This is a genomic window from Bacillus sp. FSL K6-3459 (assembly GCF_038003305.1).
GTDB lineage: Bacteria > Bacillota > Bacilli > Bacillales > Bacillaceae > Bacillus > Bacillus pumilus_O.
Genome location: NZ_JBBOOW010000001.1, coordinates 447,492 through 463,737 on the forward strand (window position 1 = coordinate 447,492; position 16,246 = coordinate 463,737).

Genomic DNA, 16,246 nt, shown 5'->3' on the forward strand with positions numbered 1-16,246 from the left:
GAGAGGGATCCTCAAGTGGCATTTTCAACGATAAAAGATTCTTTCACCTTTCACCCGCTAGGAGATGCAGCGATCGTGATTCAAGCAGGAACAGACATATGTGAAGAAATTCATGAGCGCGTTGTGCAGTTGTTTTCATGTATTGAACAACATCCATTTGACGGATATGTGGAAGCTGTTCAAGCCTTTACAAACGTGACTGTTTTTTACGAGCCGTATACCGTTTATCAATCGGCGCCTCTTCAACAACAAGACGTATCTCCTTATGAATGGGTGAAAAGCTATATTGAAACACTCCTTGAAGAGAAATGGCAGGAAGGGACTCAGGGGAAGCGTCGCACCATCGACATACCGGTCTGTTACGGAGGAGAGCTGGGCCCTGATTTAAAAGAAGTCGCCCGGATCAATCGTTTAACACCAGAGGAAGTCGTGCGTATTCATACCGCAGGGAAGTATCTTGTCTATATGATTGGGTTTGCCCCAGGGTTTCCGTTTTTAGGCGGGCTGTCTGAAAAGATCGCAGCCCCGCGCAGAGAAACACCGAGAATGTCCATTCCAAAAGGATCTGTCGGCATTGCGGGAAAGCAGACCGGCGTTTACCCGATTTCCACACCTGGCGGCTGGCAGCTCATTGGACAAACTCCGCTGCCACTCTTTCGTCCAGACGAAAAAGTCCCAAGTTTATTGAGAGCAGGAGACGAAGTCAGATTTGTCCAAATGTCTGAAAAGGAATTTTTCAGCATGAAGGAGGCAGAACGTTGAGTATTCATGTCATCAAGCCAGGAATGTTCACAACCATTCAAGATAAAGGACGGAAAGGCTATCAAAAGTATGGCGTCTTAACGAGCGGCGGTATGGACCCGCTCTCACTTAGAATTGCCAACATTCTCACAGGCAACGAGGAAAGCGAAGCCGTATTGGAAATCACATTAATGGGGCCGGGGCCTGTGTTGACGTTTCAAAAGGATGCGCTTATTGCAGTGACTGGCGCTGATGTGGAGATCGATATTGATGGAGAGCCAGCTCCTTTATGGAAACCATTCTTTGTTCGATCAGGAAGCACGCTCACCTTTGGGCCTTGTAAGAGGGGCTGCCGCTCTTACCTTGCTGTGGCAGGTGGATTTGATGTGGAGCCGATCATGGAGAGCAAAAGCACCTACGTGAGAGCAGGAATCGGTGGGCTGAACGGACGCCCGCTTGAAAAAGGAGACACCCTATCTATTGGAAAGCCTTCACTCGTAGCGAATCGATTGTCTAATAGACTCAAAAGCCATCTGAAACAGGCGGCGTACAGCGCACCTGATTGGACTGTCAGTCATACGCATTTTTTACCGCTGCGAAAATCGCCCGTGATTCGTGTGCTACCAGGGAGACATTTTTCTTTTTTTCAAGAATCATCTCAAAGCACCTTTTTCGAACAGCCTTTTCAGGTCACGCCTCAATCAGATCGCATGGGCTGTCGTTTGAAAGGGGAGCCAGTTCAATTAAAAGAAAAGCTTGAATTGATTTCTGAGGCAGTTGCCTTTGGTTCTATTCAAATTCCTCCTGACGGGCAGCCGATTATTCTGCTGGCAGATCGGCAAACAACAGGCGGATACCCGCGGATTGGAGAAGTTGCGACGGTTGATCTATCGCTCATTTCACAAGCGATGCCTGGTGCGAATTTGTATTTTAAGCGAATCGATCATCAGGATGCAGAGCAGGCGCTATTTAAGCAAGAAGCAGAACTGAAGGAACTGGCTGCCAAAATCAAGCTGGAAGCATTCGTTTAGAAAAGGGGATGCACATGCAAAATACAAATAAAACCGTCGTGAAATCAATGGAGATTTTGCGGCTGTTTATCACACGTGATGAATTAACATTAAATGAAATGATCGAGCTAACCGGCATGCCGAAAACGTCTGTGCACCGCATGTCGAGCTCGTTAACCGATATGGGATTATTAGAAAAACATGATTCAGGTGTTTATCGGTTAGGTCTGATGTTTCTAGAATACGGTCAGCTTGTGGCGGACCGCCTTGATATTCGGAGAATTGCAAGACCATTTATGGAAGGCTTGCGGGATGAAGTGGGAGAAGCTGTCCAGCTCATCGTTCGTGAAGGAGATGAAGCCATTTACGTGGATAAAATTGAAGGGACGCAGCCTGTTCGTCTCTATACCGCCGTCGGCAGGCGCTCTCCTTTATATGCAGGTGCTTGTGCAAGAAGTATTCTCTCCTTTTTACCAGAAACAGAGAGACTTGCCTATATCGATTCGATTGAACTAGGGAAAATCGGAATCGGGACCATTACAGATAAAGCGGTTCTTCGAAACATACTGGAAGAATCAAATGAGCGGGGATATACGCTAAGCTATTCGGAGCTTGAAAATTATACAGCTGCGGTTGGAGCCCCTATTTTCAATCACCTTGGAGAAGTCACAGCAGGTATTAGCATTGCAGGGTTTGAAGCAGGTTATCAAAAAGAACGTCTTCCATACTTAATTGAACAAGTCAAAAAAGCCGCAAGCGGTATCTCCAGAGAATTAGGCTTTCATCTAAACAAATAAAAAGCCAATGACCGTAAAGATCATTGGCTTTTTGCGTGCAGTTTATTAGAAAGTTTTTCCTAAAGCTTTCGCACGTTCGATTGCATCTGCTTTAATTTGCTCTGCTTTCGCAGGCTCAGCATTGTGACCTTCAACGATAAGACCTTCGAAAGAAGGAATTCCGAAGAAGCTCGCGATTGTACCAAGGTAACGGTGACCTGCTTCAAGTTCAGCAGCAGGACCTTCAGTGTAGTATCCGCCACGTGCTTGGATGTGAAGAGCTTTTTTGTCTGTTAATAATCCAACAGGACCTTGCTCAGTGTATTTGAATGTTTTACCAGCTACAGCAACAGAGTCGATGTATGCTTTAAGAACTGGTGGGAATGAGAAGTTCCAAAGTGGTGAAACAAATACATATTTGTCAGCAGAAACGAATTGATCGCTTAATTCGTTTAGACGAGCAACTTTCGCTTGCTCTTCAGCTGAAAGTGTATCGAAGCCAGCACCTGATTGCAGTTTGCCCCAGCCAGCGAATACATCTGCATCAATGTGAGGGATGTTTTCTTTGTACAAGTCGATATGTACAACCTCGTCACTTGGGTTTGCTTCCTTATAAGATTCGATAAATGCTTTAGCAGTAGCCATACTGTAAGATACTGTTTCATCATGCGGATGTGCAGTGATGTATAAAACTTTTGCCATGTTTATTCAATCCTTTCTGTTTCAGTGTTTTTTTTAGTGTATCCCAAAGATACACTGAATATGTGGCATCTTTAATCATAGTGGAATGCTATGAAAAAGATGTAACAAGCACAGTTACATAAAAACTGATATTTTCATTGTAATCACAATGTAGTTTGAAGTCAAGGTATAAAGTCTCGAAATCAAGATAAAAAGTTTGTAAATTTTTCTGAAACGCATACAGGTGCAAATTTCATCATCTAAACCTATTCTTATTGAACAAAACATGAGTCGATCTCGCAAGTAAAGAGTTTGTAAAGACGTCTCATGAAAAAAAGATGAATGCCACTAAGTCATCTGCTACAAGCATCTGTTCTCCGATGTCGTATATATAAGAGAAGGCAGGAGAGAGTGAGGGATAAGAGTGGGACGATCCTATGTTGCAATTGGAGATTCCTTAACGGTTGGAGTGGGGGCGCGTTTATTTGGCGGGGGATTTGCTGAGCGGTATCAGAGGATGCTTGAAAAAAAGACACATGCGCCAGTCGAGCTGTCTGTATTTGCAAAGTCAGGGTTAACAACAGATCAAATTTTACAGCTGTTCAAACGATCTGATGTGAGACGTGCTATTGCAGCAGCTAATATCATCACCATCACAGGCTGTGGGAATGATCTTGTTCAAGCGATTCAGCAGTATGAAAAGGGTGAAGATGAAAAGAAACTGCTGCAAGCGACGCTGCATTGCCAAGCAAATTTCAGCAAGATGATTCAAGAAATCGCTCAGATCAAAAGAGGACAGAAGCAGCCTTATTGTGTGTATCTCATGAATTTATATAATCCTTTTCCGCAAATACCTATAGCCGGTCGATGGCTTCAGCAATACAATCATCAGCTGGGCTCGCTTGCGGCAAATCTGCATGTAGAGGTCGTGGATGTGTACCGGGCGTTTGAAGGACATGAACATGAGTACTTATCGATTGATCAATTTCATCCAAATCATAAAGGATATGAAGCAATGGCAAAAACATTGTTTCAACAATCCTGTAAACAGCTGTAATCCATAGGGGTTGCAGTTTTTTTCATTCTTTTAAATAAAGGAGGGTTTCGATATGATAAAAGAAACGAAGGCGAAAGAGGTGTGCATGAATGGAGGAAATCAGTGCATATTTTCATGAAATGACAGGAACCGCTTATGAAGTGGGGAAGCAGCAGGCTGTCTGGATGAAGAAGCAGCAATGGCTACAGACACAATACATTCGCACAGAACCGCTTGAAAAAGAAACTGTGAAGGAAACGAAGCAGCTGATGCGCCCATATCTTCCTCAGTTAGAAGAAGAGATTGCAGGTTTTTGTGATGAAATGCAACTGGAGGAGCGTTATTTGACCTTTTTCTATTCATCTCATCTACAGCCAGGCTGTTCCCATTGCGTGAGGCAGGGAAATATGGCGGCAGGTCAACAAACGGTCATGCTGCGTAACTATGATTTCTCCCCGATATTTGATGATATGCGTCTTGTGACGACCCATTTGAAAGGCTTGCCATATCATACAGGCTCGTCGCTGCTCTTGTTTGGCAGATCTGATGGGATGAATGAGCATGGTCTTTCTGTCACATTCTCTGCATGTGGTCCGCCGGTTGGAAATGAACCAGGTTTAAAGCCTCCAGCAGTTGCTGGTTTGCAAGTGTATCATGTGATTCGGTCTGTTCTGGAAACCTGTCAATCGGTTGAGGAAGCCATTATCTCTATTCAGGAAATGCCGGTTGCCTCTAATGTTCACCTCATGCTTGCCGATCGAAAAGGAGAAGCGGCTGTGATTGAAATCATTGATGGCCGCAAAATGGTGAGAAGACCAGAGACAGGTTATATTGCAGCCACAAATCATCCGCTTGCTGATCAAACAGCAAAAGGAATGACGAAACAGCATTCTGTTGTCAGATACGACATGTTAATAGAGGCTTTAGTACAAAGACAATCAAGTAATGCTCTTGTGAAGCTATTCCAGACAGAATATCCTGATGGTCTGGCTGTGCACAATTATGAGGAGCTGTTTGGAACAATGCGAACCGTCATCTTCCGCCCGGAAGAAGGAACGATTGATTATTGCTTTGGCTCTCCAGTATACAATCCGACGTATTCTTTAAAAGCTGGGGGTTCACTGCCTTTTCATGAACAGAAGGTTCAATTTCATCAAAAGGATTATGGACCGTCATTTTGGAGAAACGTATGACCAGACATTGTATTTAATTTTGTCATAGCCTATGTGCCAAAGTCAGATCAACTTAAGATTGCATCGTTTGTTGAAAGCGTTTTATATTAAGGTGTGACAATTGACCTATTTTTGCAGAAGGAGGCATTTCATGTACATAACGGCACGAGAACAGAAGATCATCAAATACATCATTCAACAAAATCGTTATGTCACCATTCGTGAGATAGCCGATTCTGTTCAGGTGAGTACAAGAACGATTCATAGAGAACTAAAATCGATTAAACCCATATTAAAGAATTATGATCTTTCACTAGATAAACAGCCGGGGAAAGGCTTGAAGGCCGTCGGTGAACAGGAGGATAAACAGCGGCTTCTTGCTCATATGTCAAATGAGGATCAAATTGAATATAGCTCTGACGAACGGAAACTCTTAATATTATGTGCGCTGCTTGAAGCAAAAGAACCGGTGAAATTATATACACTCGCTGCCGATTTACAGGTTACAAATGCGACCATCAGCTATGACTTAGATGAACTGACGGAATGGATCGCGCCTTACGGTTTGCAGTTGATCCGAAAACGCGGGTATGGCATTGAATTAAAAGGACCGGAGGAAGCGAAACGAAAGATTGTCGGCAACCTTATTGTCGACCGGCTCGATATTCAATTGTTTTTAGAAACGATTGAAATGAATATCAAGCATCGAACGAAAGCGACGGAAAAAGTGTTTGGCGTTGTGAGCAGAGGGCAGCTGCTTAAGGTAGAACGACTGCTTTTTCATTTGAAAAATAGACTGTCACTCTCTTTATCTGATAGCGCCTATATTGCGCTTGTCGTTCACTTAACCTATGCCATTGAACGGATTCAGCTTGGCGAAACCATTCGAATGGAAGAGGAAGAGCTGCTTGAACTAAAGCGGACGAAAGAATTTGAATCATCATTGCGAATCGCTAGAGCACTTGAACGCATGTTTAATGTCGAGATCCCCGAAGCAGAGGTTGGTTATATGACCATCCATCTGCGCAGTGCAAACCGCAGCTTTGGGGCAGAATACCGTATTGATGAAATCGAGCTGGATATCGCGATTAGAACGAAGAAGCTCATTGATTTTATTTCAAATAAAACCGGCTATCATTTAAATGAGAACGATTCATTGTATGAGGGACTCGTGTCTCATCTCGAACCCGCCATGAACCGTTTAAAGGAAAAGATGAGAATCTATAATCCACTTACACAACAAATTAAAAAGGACTACTTTTTACTTTTCATGGCGATTGAAGAAGGAGTCGAGCGTTTCTTTCCAGAGATTGCATTTCCAGAGGATGAAATCGCCTTTATTGTGCTTCACTTTGGCTCAGTGCTTGAAATTAAAAAAGAAGAAACGAACATTCATGCATTGGTCGTGTGCTCAAGCGGAATCGGTTCGTCCAAAATGCTCGCTTCTCGTCTAAAAAAGGAATTGCCAGAAATCGCTGAATTCGATCTGTCTTCCTTGATTGAGCTAAAAGAAATTGATGCATCAAGCTATGACATGATTGTCTCGACCGTCCCTATCCCATATGAGCATATCGATTACATCATGGTCAGTCCGCTCCTAAACGAGGATGATGCCATGCGTGTGAAGGCTCATATTAAACGTAAGATTCCTTATATCATTGAGAAAAAAAGGATGAAAGAACCCGACAAAGAATCGGTGCAAGAATCCGTGAATATGCTGGTGGTAGCAGAGCAAGTGACGAATTACATGTCTGTAATTCGTAGCATTTTGTCCCATTTTACCATCGAAAATAAAAAGGCAATGCCGCAGCATGAGGCAACCATCAAGCAGCTGCTTCGTCAGCTTGAAGAGGAAGGATTTATCACACATGCAGATGAGGTAGCAAGTGGTTTACTAGAACGTGAACAGCAAGGTGGTTTAGGGATTCCTGGTACCGAATTTGCTCTTTTTCATTTAAAGCATGCATTCATCAAGGAACCAATCTTTCATATGTATGATCTTGATCAGGCTTACGAGGTGAAAAGCATGGATGGCGGGCAGCAGCAGATGTCACGAATGCTCATGATGCTGGCGCCGCAAGAGCTAGGCAAGGAAGGATCAGAAATGTTTAGTCTGATCAGTTCATCCATCATTGAAAGTGAGGAAAGCATGACGCTTTATGGTCATGGATCTAAGGAAGATATAGAACAGAAATTGCATCAGCTGTTCTATCAATTTGTAAAAGAAGCAAAATGGTAAGAAAAAAAGCTGAGAGCTTATTCGCTTCTCGGCTTTTTGGCTGTGACACAGACAGCAAGCGTTGGACGAATTTCCTCATACTCAACAGAAAAATGGTCAAACCCCGCAAACTGTAGATCATTCAATATGTTTTCACCCATCTCTTTTGTCCGACTGGCATCAGCACCTTTTTCTCTTGGCTGCATCACAATGACGAGTTTTCCGCCGGGTTTCAACGTGTGATAAAGGTTGAGCAGGCCAGTCTTTGGATCATCCCAAATCGTAAAGTTGTTCACAGACAGTACTTTGTCATACTGTTCTCCCGGCAAACGTGTTTTCTCAATTTTTCCTACATATAGACGAACTTGTTTGTCTTTTGACCGTTTTTTGACGCGGGACTGTGCTTGCTCCTGCATGGTGGAGGAAGCATCCAGCCCATCAATGTGGAGATCTTCATAATGCTTAAGCATATGCTTGATGCTGTAGCCGGGCCCATAGCCGATTTCCAAAATGTTTTCACCATCTGATAAATCTAAATGCTGGATCGCCCACTGATTCAACGCTTTATTTTCATTTGCCATAATGAAACCTGCGATACTTCCGAGCCAGCCTTTTGGTTTGCTAAAGGTTTTCGAAATGGTTGACAGCATGTGAGAACGCTCCTTTTTATTGATCATGTAACCGATTTTATCCATCTTGAAACATGTCAATTTTCAAAACGCATCTGTGCCACATAGGGATGTTTGAGTGAAAAAATGAGGTGGTAATGAAAGGATACATCAACAAAACAAGGAGGAGCTTACTCATGGATTTACGTGAATATTTAACAAATGGCATTCCGCGCCAAACACAGGATCAGCAGCCAGGCAGTGAAAGGGACATGAATCCTGCGCCGATCTTTGAGGATGAATCATATCGAGGGTCTGGCAAGCTTAAAGGGAAAGTGGCATTGATTACAGGCGGAGATAGTGGAATTGGACGTGCTGTATCTGTTGCCTATGCAAAAGAAGGGGCACATGTCGCCATTGTGTACTTAAATGAACATGAGGATGCAAAGGATACGCAAAAGCGCGTAGAACAGGAAGGCGTCAAATGTTTAACGATTGCAGGAGATGTCGGTGACGAAGCCTTTTGCGAGAAAGCGGTAGAAAAAACAGTTGAAGCCTTTGGGCAATTAGATATCTTAGTGAATAATGCGGCTGAACAGCACCCGAAAGAACGGATTCAGGATATTTCTAGTGAACAGCTTCACCAAACGTTTAGAACGAACTTCTACTCCTATTTTTATTTTACGAAGAAAGCATTGGATTACTTAAAACCGGGAAGTTCAATTATTAATACAACATCCATTAACCCATATCGAGGCAACAAAGTGCTGATTGATTATACGGCGACAAAAGGGGCTATCAACGGCTTTACGCGTTCTATGGCACAATCGCTTGTGAAAGATGGAATTCGGGTGAACGGAGTAGCGCCGGGCCCGATTTGGACGCCGCTCATTCCATCTACATTTGATGAGGATAGTGTGGAAAGCTTCGGGGCAGAAACACCGATGGGAAGACCAGGACAGCCTGTAGAGCATGTTGGTTGCTATGTGCTGCTTGCTTCTGACGAATCGTCTTATATGACAGGACAAACACTTCACGTCAACGGCGGTTCCTTTATGAATACATGATCAATAGCGCACCGCCCACTTGATTGGGCGGTGTTTAGTATTTCTTGCGATTCTTCTGCACAGATGAGACAGACCATACGATAATGCCCACAACAACTGCCGCAATGACAAGTGAACTTATATGGAACATTGTTTCATGATGCATGTTCAACTTCTCCCTTCATTGAGCCTGTTTTCTATAGCATCAGCCAGAAGATCTCTTTTTATGAAAAACACATTTCTTTGTTTAATGAATGGCTTGTCGTGGAAACCTAAGAGTACGGATGAAATTTGAAGGAGTGATACGATATGTCACAAGAAGAATTAAAACAAAAGGTATTAAGCCTATTAGATGAACAAAAGGTCGGAACACTAGCGACCGTTGAACAGGATAAGCCGCATACCCGCTACATGACTTTTTTCCATGAGGGACTGACATTATATACACCAACAAGTAAAGAAACACATAAAGCAGACGAAATTGAAAAAAACCCGAATGTCCATATTCTCATTGGGTATTCAGGTGAAGGATTCGGTGACACATATGCAGAAATCGCAGGTACCGCCACATTAACCGACGATCCAGAACTGATCGACCGCCTTTGGTCTGAGGAAATGGAGAAATGGTTTAAAGGAAAAGATGATCCGAACCTAGTGATTCTGAAGATTGATCCAACCTCCATTCGTTACATGAATGAAGGAAGCCGTACGCCAGCAGAATTATCACTTTAACACTTGCGTAAAATGGGGGAACGTGTTATAGTTTGATATTAAGTGTTGAAATAAGCAAATAAATAAAGAAAGTAAACTTTCTTTTTTCTATGACATAATAAGAAGCAATAGAGCTTCTACTAGATAAGAACGAGACGCTGTTAAAGCGAACAAACTTATTCTTTTCCTTCTGCACCCGCCCCCTATAAAAGCGGAAGAGTGGAAAAAAGACGTTTTGATTTACAATTCACACTGGCACGGCTTCGGAGCCGTAAGGACGAATGAGAGGTAGGGCTTTCGTTGTCTTGTTATCCAGAACTTCCATGGCGTTTACTTTCAAACGTAGGTTCATACGGAACACATATGACACACTGATATGATCGAATCTTAATTCATACACTCCGTAACGGAGATCACACATTGATTATTTATTTGCATGATAAAAACAAGGAAAAGGCTGCCATCTATTTGGCAGCCTTTTTCATTGAGTTAAATAATAAAGCCCCGAAACCAACAAGCCCAAGAAAAGGGAAAATGAAGGTAGAAACCAAACGCATAGCGTCCGCTTCAAAAGGCTTTGACATCAAAAATAGGCCAATGATCGTACAAGTGACAGTGAACAAGGCGAGTTTCATGATCATTCACTTCGGCCTTTCTTCTGATACTGCCAAATCCTCCGAATAAAGAAGAACATCACCGCAAACAAAATAGAAAAGATGAACATGTCTAGGAGTGTCACGCCTTTATTTGGGTGCACGATGCCAAACCAAACCCATTGCAGAACAAAAGAGATAGCAAAATAACTGATGGATTCTTTCATAATTTTCCCCGTTTCACTTATTTTTTTGACCTTTTCGCCACAACATCCAAATGAAGAAGGAACCGATGACACATGATAGTAAAGTGACAGGCGGTAAGGTATGCCAGCTAGTCAGCCCCTTTACAAAACACATATAAAAAAAGAAAATGGAAATGGATACAAGCACCCATTGCTTGAACCAAAGAGGAACACGCAGCCAAGCCGCTAGAATGATCGATGATAGCTTATCCATTGAGATAACATCCTTTTTTCGAATCTGATTGGATTTTATCGCAAACAACCAAGTTTGTAAAATATGGATTTGGAAAGCTGGAATGGTATTCTTCTAGCATGAAACATTTTCGCTGCACTAACGTATAAGGTAAAGGAACCTCATGAAAGGAAGCGATTAAGTGAAAAGAATACCAGTGATTTTCCTCAGGTATATTGTCTTCTTTATTCCAGCAATCATTCTTAGTGTCTTGTTGTGGAACCATTACCAAGATGATTTATCAGCAGGGAAAGCGACGCAATATGACGTCAAACAAATATTTACATTTGATGAAGGGAAACGAGTGGTGAGTGCTGTATCAAAAGACCAGCAACTCCATTTTGGAATGTATGATCCTCAATCAGGAAAAAGAATCAGTGAATGGACCACGGAAAGCGATACGTTTAATGAAATGCTGCCATCCATTCAAGGTAACAATCTCTTACTTGCTTTAAAAAATAAAGAGGGGCAGCTATTGATCGAGAAACTAACGCCGAGCGGAGAAAAGAAAGAGCTCATTAAGCAAAACTTGCAGATACCCTCGTTTTTAAAAACGAATACATATCAATGGAATGGACGGCTTGTGTTTACAGGAGAAATGGAAGGTGCCGCTGCGGTCCTTGGTGAGCTAAAGAATGGTCAGTTTCATGTGCACAATCTCAACAAACTGAAGCTGCCAGCAAGACCTGTTTCCATCGATGCCGTCATGAACTCCTTTAGAGGCCAGACGCCTATACCTATATTTGAATTGACTTTAAAAAATGACCAGAAAGCATATGTCAGCGGAGTCTCAAACGATAAGCATCAGCTTGGGGTCTATGTCTCCAAAAACGCTGAACCGTTTAGCCTCATTCAAGATAAAGTGGAGAAGCAGCTAGAAAAAACGATCGGAACATCCCAAAACTTTGCCGTCGCTGTCGAATCTAACTATCCAAAAAGACCAAGGAAAGTGAATGCAGAGGGAGGGCTTGGGGAAGTCGTCCCAACACCAAAACCGATTTATCAAACCTTTATCTACCAGCTTAATGAAGAAGAAGTGCTTCTTGTAGGCTCTACAGCAAAGGACGAAGCAAAAGGCAAGCTGACTGGTTATATTTACAACCACCGCACGAATAAGACGACGTCTGTCAGCAAGCTTTTTCAGTCGTTCTCATATGAAAATTTACAAAGAGAAGGACTCTCTTTCAATAAAAATGTGAAAAGTGATTGGATCTATTATTCATTCGAAAATCAATTAACAGGTGCATTTGAGACGAAAAGCAAACAGCTAAAGGAATTTCCTTTGCAAAAAGTCATCTCAATCGAAAACGCAAGCCCTGCTCACCAAACATCGTTTGACACCTTTATACAATATGTCATGAAAGGCGGACCGCTTATTCTCAACTGGGCGATATGGTTGTTTATTCCACTACTGTTATTTGTACTAGCCATCTTCCTGCCGCCGATTTTGAGATTGGTGAGAAACAACAAAATCAAAGACAGTGTCACATTAGAAGCCAATATTGTATCTGTCAAAGAAACAGGCACCTACATCAACGAACAGCCGCTTGTTAAAATGCAGCTACAATTTCAATATGATGGGCAAAACATCGAGAAGACGGTTAAAACAGTTGTATCCTATACCCAGATACCACAGCCGGGTCAGCGTATCGCCATTCTCTATAATCCGCAGAAGAAAAAGGCGATGCTCTTAAAAGAGGGAGACTTCTCCCAGACAAGTGAGCCAAAGTTCATCAAAGGCGCTGTTTTAAGAAACATAGAATCATATGGAACCGTAGGACGAGGCACGGTCTTATCGCTTACATTTGAAGCAGGTCAGAAAAGGTATACCATTCCGATGATTCAAGCCGATGGTTTTGAATATAGAACAGGAGAAAAAGCCGATCTTGTCGACATCAGCGGTCAGTTGAAAATGGCAGCCTATGGCCATGAAGTGCGGAATCGATCGGGGAAAGACGTGACATTAACAGGAACCATCCAGCGGGTGAAGCAATATCCAGTCACGATTCATAATCAGAAACCTATTATGATGGATGTGACGGTTTCTAGCGGAGATCAGTCCATTACAAAAACGGTCAGTCAATTCATCCCTGATCATATGGAGGTCGCACCAGGAACTCAAATCACGATGCAGACAAAACAAGAAGAGCTGGATAAAGAAATCAGTCTTATGCAAGAGAAACAAGGAAGTGCAAAAGTGACCCATGTCGCATTTTCTGGTGTCATCGGCAACCAGCCGTTAGCGACCATTCAGATTGAGAGAGATGGCGTGATGTATGAAGTGAAACAGCCAATTGATCCAATCACTAGCGTACTGCCAGGTGATGAATTATGGGTGGCTTATCACGAAATGACACGTCAAGCAGCCATTGTGAAATATGCATCAATTTAAAAAATACTTTAGCGTGTAGATAAACCCTCGCATTCGGTTTCAGTCCTGCGTGCTGGTGCTTGCGAATGTCAAATTCGCTCCGCGCCAGTACTCGTCCTTTCTAGGGCTGGAAAGGTTTTCTATCACGCTGAAAAGGAGAAAAAGGGCTAAAACGGATTTCGTTTTAGCCCTTTTTGATTAAGCTTTTGTATCATACTGGCGAAGCACCTTATCATAGGCGAAGTTGCCGAAAGGAATGAAAGCCGCAAAAAATCCAGCGATCGACCATTTCAAATGCCAGCGAACTTTAAAGGTCACATATGCCAAAATAAGCATATAGATGACAAACAATGCGCCATGAAGAGAGCCTACAATGGTGACTGCCATCGGAATATCCGCAAAATATTTCAGAGGCATGGCAATTAAAAGAAGGGTTAAAAGAGACATACCCTCAATAAAACCCGCCTGTCGAAGGCGGCTAATACTTGTATGCATATACAAATCCTCCTGTATAAAAGCTAGTTTCTCATCTTCTAATATAAACGAAAGAACGTCTGGACATGCTGAAATCTACGAAAAATTCAAAATATGTTCATGTAATGCTTAAAAAATGGGAAAAAGGAAAAATCATTTAATTCTTATTTGTTTCAGAGAGTACTTGCTTTAAGTGCATCACATCATGTAACAAATGATTTGTCATCGCTGGAACGGCTTCTGTGGAGCGGCGCTCTTTCATTTCAGAATAAATGGCAGCATGCTCAGTTTGAATCGTCTCAGCACGCGCCCCGCCGCTAAAATGAAAGATACGGCAAAAATGAATGAGTGCGTTCACATGATTCAATTGTTTATATAAGCGGTGATTGTGGCTCGCTAGAATGATTTTTTGATGAAAGGCTTCATGTAACTGAACGATGTCTTTAGATGGTAGTTGCTGTTTGATTGCTTCGTCTGCCTGCGTGAGGACCTGCTCAATTTCATCGAGTTCTTTTTGCGTGGCTTCCTTGCATGCAAGCTCAACAGCAAGCGTTTCTAAGGCAATTCGAATTTGATAAAGCTCCTCGACATCTTCTTTCGTTAACGTATAAACAGAGTAGCCCGACCGGTGATCAGCGATCAAGAGCTCATCTTTTTCTAAAAGCCTCATCGCCTCTCTCACCGGTGATCGGCTTACACCAAATTGCTTAGCAAGCTGTGTCTCATTGATCCGTTCCCCTGGCTGAAACTGTCCATCAAAAATCATTTGCTTCAGCTGTTCATAAAATTGCATATGGTATGGTGCTGGTCTTTCCATCTCGAATGAATTCATTCTGTCATTCCCTCATTTACACATCATCTTTTGTCTCATGTTATCCAAGTTTTTCCCTCTAGGCAAGCCTGTCTTGGAAAAGTCAATATCGTACAATTCAAGACAAAAAGTGTGTTCAGTGAAACGAGTGTATATATTTATGGCGTTCCGATTATTACGATGGTCATTTCAATGATCGTTCTTCATGAAAGATTGACCCTCATGTCAGCACTCGGTATGGTACTGACCTTAGGCGGGCTGCTGCTTTCAGATAAAAAAAATGCGAGGAGGAAGAAGGAGAAACCCTCGATATTTTTGCCGGATAAACAGGCGCTTTGATCAAAAAAGCGCCTTTATCCATTGAAAGAACATGCACTCTCTAGTAAACTCAAATTTAAATGGTCGACCGTCGACCGACAATAAAGGGGGAGAAATGAATGAAGCATGTTTCAATTGCGGCGATACCAGGTGACGGGGTTGGGAAGGAAGTTGTACCTGAAGCGATACGAGTTTTGGAAGCGGTGTCAGAAGTGCATGGTGGTCTGTCGTTTACTTTTCAGGATTTTCCGTGGAGCTGTGAATATTATTTAGAGCATGGCGAGATGATGCCAAAGGATGGATTGGACCAATTGAAAGCCTTTGACAGTATTTTCTTAGGGGCTGTCGGAGATGCCAATTTAGTGCCAGATCACATATCGCTTTGGGGATTGCTTATTAAAATTAGGCGTGAATTTGAGCAGGTGATTAACGTCAGACCTGCAAAACAGCTGAACGGAATACGCTCACCGCTTGCGCAGCCAAAGGATTTCGACCTTCTAGTTGTCAGAGAAAACGGTGAAGGTGAATATAGTGAAATTGGAGGGCGTATTTATCAAGGAGAAGATCAGCTTGCTGTTCAAAATGCGGTGTTCTCAAGAAAAGGGACAGAACGTGCCATGCGTTTTGCCTTTCAATTAGCAGAAAAAAGGCGAAAGCATGTGACGAGTGCAACGAAATCGAATGGAATCGTTCATACCATGCCTTTTTGGGATGAAGTGTTTCAAGACGTAGCAAAGGATTATCCAGAAGTGACAGCAGACTCTCAGCACATTGATGCGCTCTCAGCCTTCTTTGTTACTAGACCTGAGAAATTTGATGTCATTGTGGCCAGTAATTTGTTTGGTGATATTTTGACGGATCTTGGGGCAGCCATTATGGGGAGTATTGGCGTAGCGCCTGCTGCCAACATCAATGTGAATGGAAAATACCCATCCATGTTTGAGCCTGTACACGGATCAGCTCCAGACATTGCGAGAAAAGGAATTGCTAACCCGATCGGTCAAATCTGGACCGCTAAACTCATGCTGGATCATTTCGAAGAGGAAGAACTGGGCACTCATCTGCTCGAAACCATCGAATCAGTTACAGCAGACGGCTTTTTAACGGCAGACATCGGCGGCGCCTATCAAACGCAAGAAGTCACAAACGAAATCATCAAACGATTGAAGAAATAATCCGTCATTAGAACCGCATCTCCACGTC

Annotated in this window: 17 protein-coding genes; 12 read left to right on the top strand and 5 right to left on the bottom strand. The window is 42.7% G+C overall.

Annotation, left to right across the window (positions count from 1 at the left end):
* The first annotated feature begins 15 nt into the window (after positions 1-15).
* From pxpB to MHI35_RS02160, 3 genes are read left to right on the top strand one after another with little or no spacing between them, the layout of a single operon-like run.
* Positions 16-762, top strand: a complete 747-nt coding sequence (gene pxpB, locus MHI35_RS02150; protein ID WP_335348853.1) for a 5-oxoprolinase subunit PxpB — start codon at positions 16-18, stop codon at positions 760-762.
* Positions 759-1,772 (top strand): 5-oxoprolinase subunit C family protein, encoded by a 1,014-nt coding sequence (locus tag MHI35_RS02155; protein ID WP_335348852.1) that lies wholly within the window; start codon positions 759-761, stop codon positions 1,770-1,772. Before pxpB ends, MHI35_RS02155 begins: the two co-directional genes overlap by 4 nt.
* Before the next feature lie 14 nt (positions 1,773-1,786).
* Entirely contained in the window at positions 1,787-2,548 is a 762-nt protein-coding gene (locus MHI35_RS02160; RefSeq protein ID WP_144522227.1) for an IclR family transcriptional regulator, read from the top strand.
* Between the two features lie 45 nt (positions 2,549-2,593).
* Here MHI35_RS02160 and MHI35_RS02165 read toward each other — a convergent pair whose 3' ends face one another.
* Complete coding sequence (locus MHI35_RS02165; RefSeq protein WP_003214444.1) at positions 2,594-3,229, bottom strand: FMN-dependent NADH-azoreductase; 636 nt, start codon at positions 3,227-3,229, stop codon at positions 2,594-2,596.
* A 403-nt stretch (positions 3,230-3,632) separates the two neighbouring features.
* On the opposite strand from MHI35_RS02165, the gene MHI35_RS02170 reads away from it, so the two are divergent.
* The 3 genes from MHI35_RS02170 (at position 3,633) to MHI35_RS02180 (ending at position 7,655) form a co-directional block, all read left to right on the top strand.
* Positions 3,633-4,265, top strand: a complete 633-nt coding sequence (locus MHI35_RS02170; RefSeq protein WP_211063324.1) for a GDSL-type esterase/lipase family protein — start codon at positions 3,633-3,635, stop codon at positions 4,263-4,265.
* 89 nt (positions 4,266-4,354) lie between these two features.
* A complete protein-coding gene (locus tag MHI35_RS02175; protein ID WP_211063323.1) occupies positions 4,355-5,437 on the top strand; it encodes a C45 family autoproteolytic acyltransferase/hydolase in 1,083 nt (360 codons plus the stop codon).
* Between the two features lie 130 nt (positions 5,438-5,567).
* Entirely contained in the window at positions 5,568-7,655 is a 2,088-nt protein-coding gene (locus tag MHI35_RS02180) for a BglG family transcription antiterminator (RefSeq protein ID WP_144522230.1), read from the top strand.
* 17 nt (positions 7,656-7,672) lie between these two features.
* Here MHI35_RS02180 and MHI35_RS02185 read toward each other — a convergent pair whose 3' ends face one another.
* Positions 7,673-8,284, bottom strand: coding sequence for a class I SAM-dependent methyltransferase (locus MHI35_RS02185; protein ID WP_211063321.1), 612 nt, complete (start codon positions 8,282-8,284; stop codon positions 7,673-7,675).
* Between the two features lie 155 nt (positions 8,285-8,439).
* Between MHI35_RS02185 and MHI35_RS02190 the strand changes: the two genes are divergently transcribed.
* From MHI35_RS02190 to MHI35_RS02200, 3 genes are all read left to right on the top strand, one after another.
* A complete protein-coding gene (locus tag MHI35_RS02190; RefSeq protein ID WP_211063320.1) occupies positions 8,440-9,309 on the top strand; it encodes an SDR family oxidoreductase in 870 nt (289 codons plus the stop codon).
* Between the two features lie 288 nt (positions 9,310-9,597).
* Positions 9,598-10,020, top strand: a complete 423-nt coding sequence (locus MHI35_RS02195; RefSeq protein WP_012008953.1) for a pyridoxamine 5'-phosphate oxidase family protein — start codon at positions 9,598-9,600, stop codon at positions 10,018-10,020.
* Positions 10,021-10,419: 399 nt separating this feature from the next.
* Positions 10,420-10,683 carry a hypothetical protein gene (locus MHI35_RS02200; RefSeq protein ID WP_186325048.1) on the top strand — a complete coding sequence of 88 codons (264 nt, stop codon included), beginning with the start codon at positions 10,420-10,422 and terminating at the stop codon, positions 10,681-10,683.
* A 149-nt stretch (positions 10,684-10,832) separates the two neighbouring features.
* Here MHI35_RS02200 and MHI35_RS02205 read toward each other — a convergent pair whose 3' ends face one another.
* A complete protein-coding gene (locus tag MHI35_RS02205) occupies positions 10,833-11,051 on the bottom strand; it encodes a hypothetical protein (RefSeq protein WP_144522232.1) in 219 nt (72 codons plus the stop codon).
* A 160-nt stretch (positions 11,052-11,211) separates the two neighbouring features.
* On the opposite strand from MHI35_RS02205, the gene MHI35_RS02210 reads away from it, so the two are divergent.
* Positions 11,212-13,461 (top strand): hypothetical protein, encoded by a 2,250-nt coding sequence (locus MHI35_RS02210; protein WP_335348851.1) that lies wholly within the window; start codon positions 11,212-11,214, stop codon positions 13,459-13,461.
* Positions 13,462-13,638: 177 nt separating this feature from the next.
* Here the strand turns inward: MHI35_RS02210 and MHI35_RS02215 are convergent, their stop codons facing one another.
* A complete protein-coding gene (locus MHI35_RS02215) occupies positions 13,639-13,935 on the bottom strand; it encodes a DUF3817 domain-containing protein (RefSeq protein WP_008347156.1) in 297 nt (98 codons plus the stop codon).
* A 136-nt stretch (positions 13,936-14,071) separates the two neighbouring features.
* On the bottom strand, positions 14,072-14,746 hold the full coding sequence (locus tag MHI35_RS02220; protein WP_335348850.1) for a GntR family transcriptional regulator: 675 nt from the start codon (positions 14,744-14,746) through the stop codon (positions 14,072-14,074).
* A 111-nt stretch (positions 14,747-14,857) separates the two neighbouring features.
* Between MHI35_RS02220 and MHI35_RS02225 the strand changes: the two genes are divergently transcribed.
* Both MHI35_RS02225 and MHI35_RS02230 read left to right on the top strand, forming a co-directional pair.
* Positions 14,858-15,064 carry an EamA family transporter gene (locus tag MHI35_RS02225; protein WP_335348849.1) on the top strand — a complete coding sequence of 69 codons (207 nt, stop codon included), beginning with the start codon at positions 14,858-14,860 and terminating at the stop codon, positions 15,062-15,064.
* A 98-nt stretch (positions 15,065-15,162) separates the two neighbouring features.
* Positions 15,163-16,218 (top strand): tartrate dehydrogenase, encoded by a 1,056-nt coding sequence (locus MHI35_RS02230; protein WP_335348848.1) that lies wholly within the window; start codon positions 15,163-15,165, stop codon positions 16,216-16,218.
* The last annotated feature ends 28 nt before the right edge of the window (positions 16,219-16,246 follow it).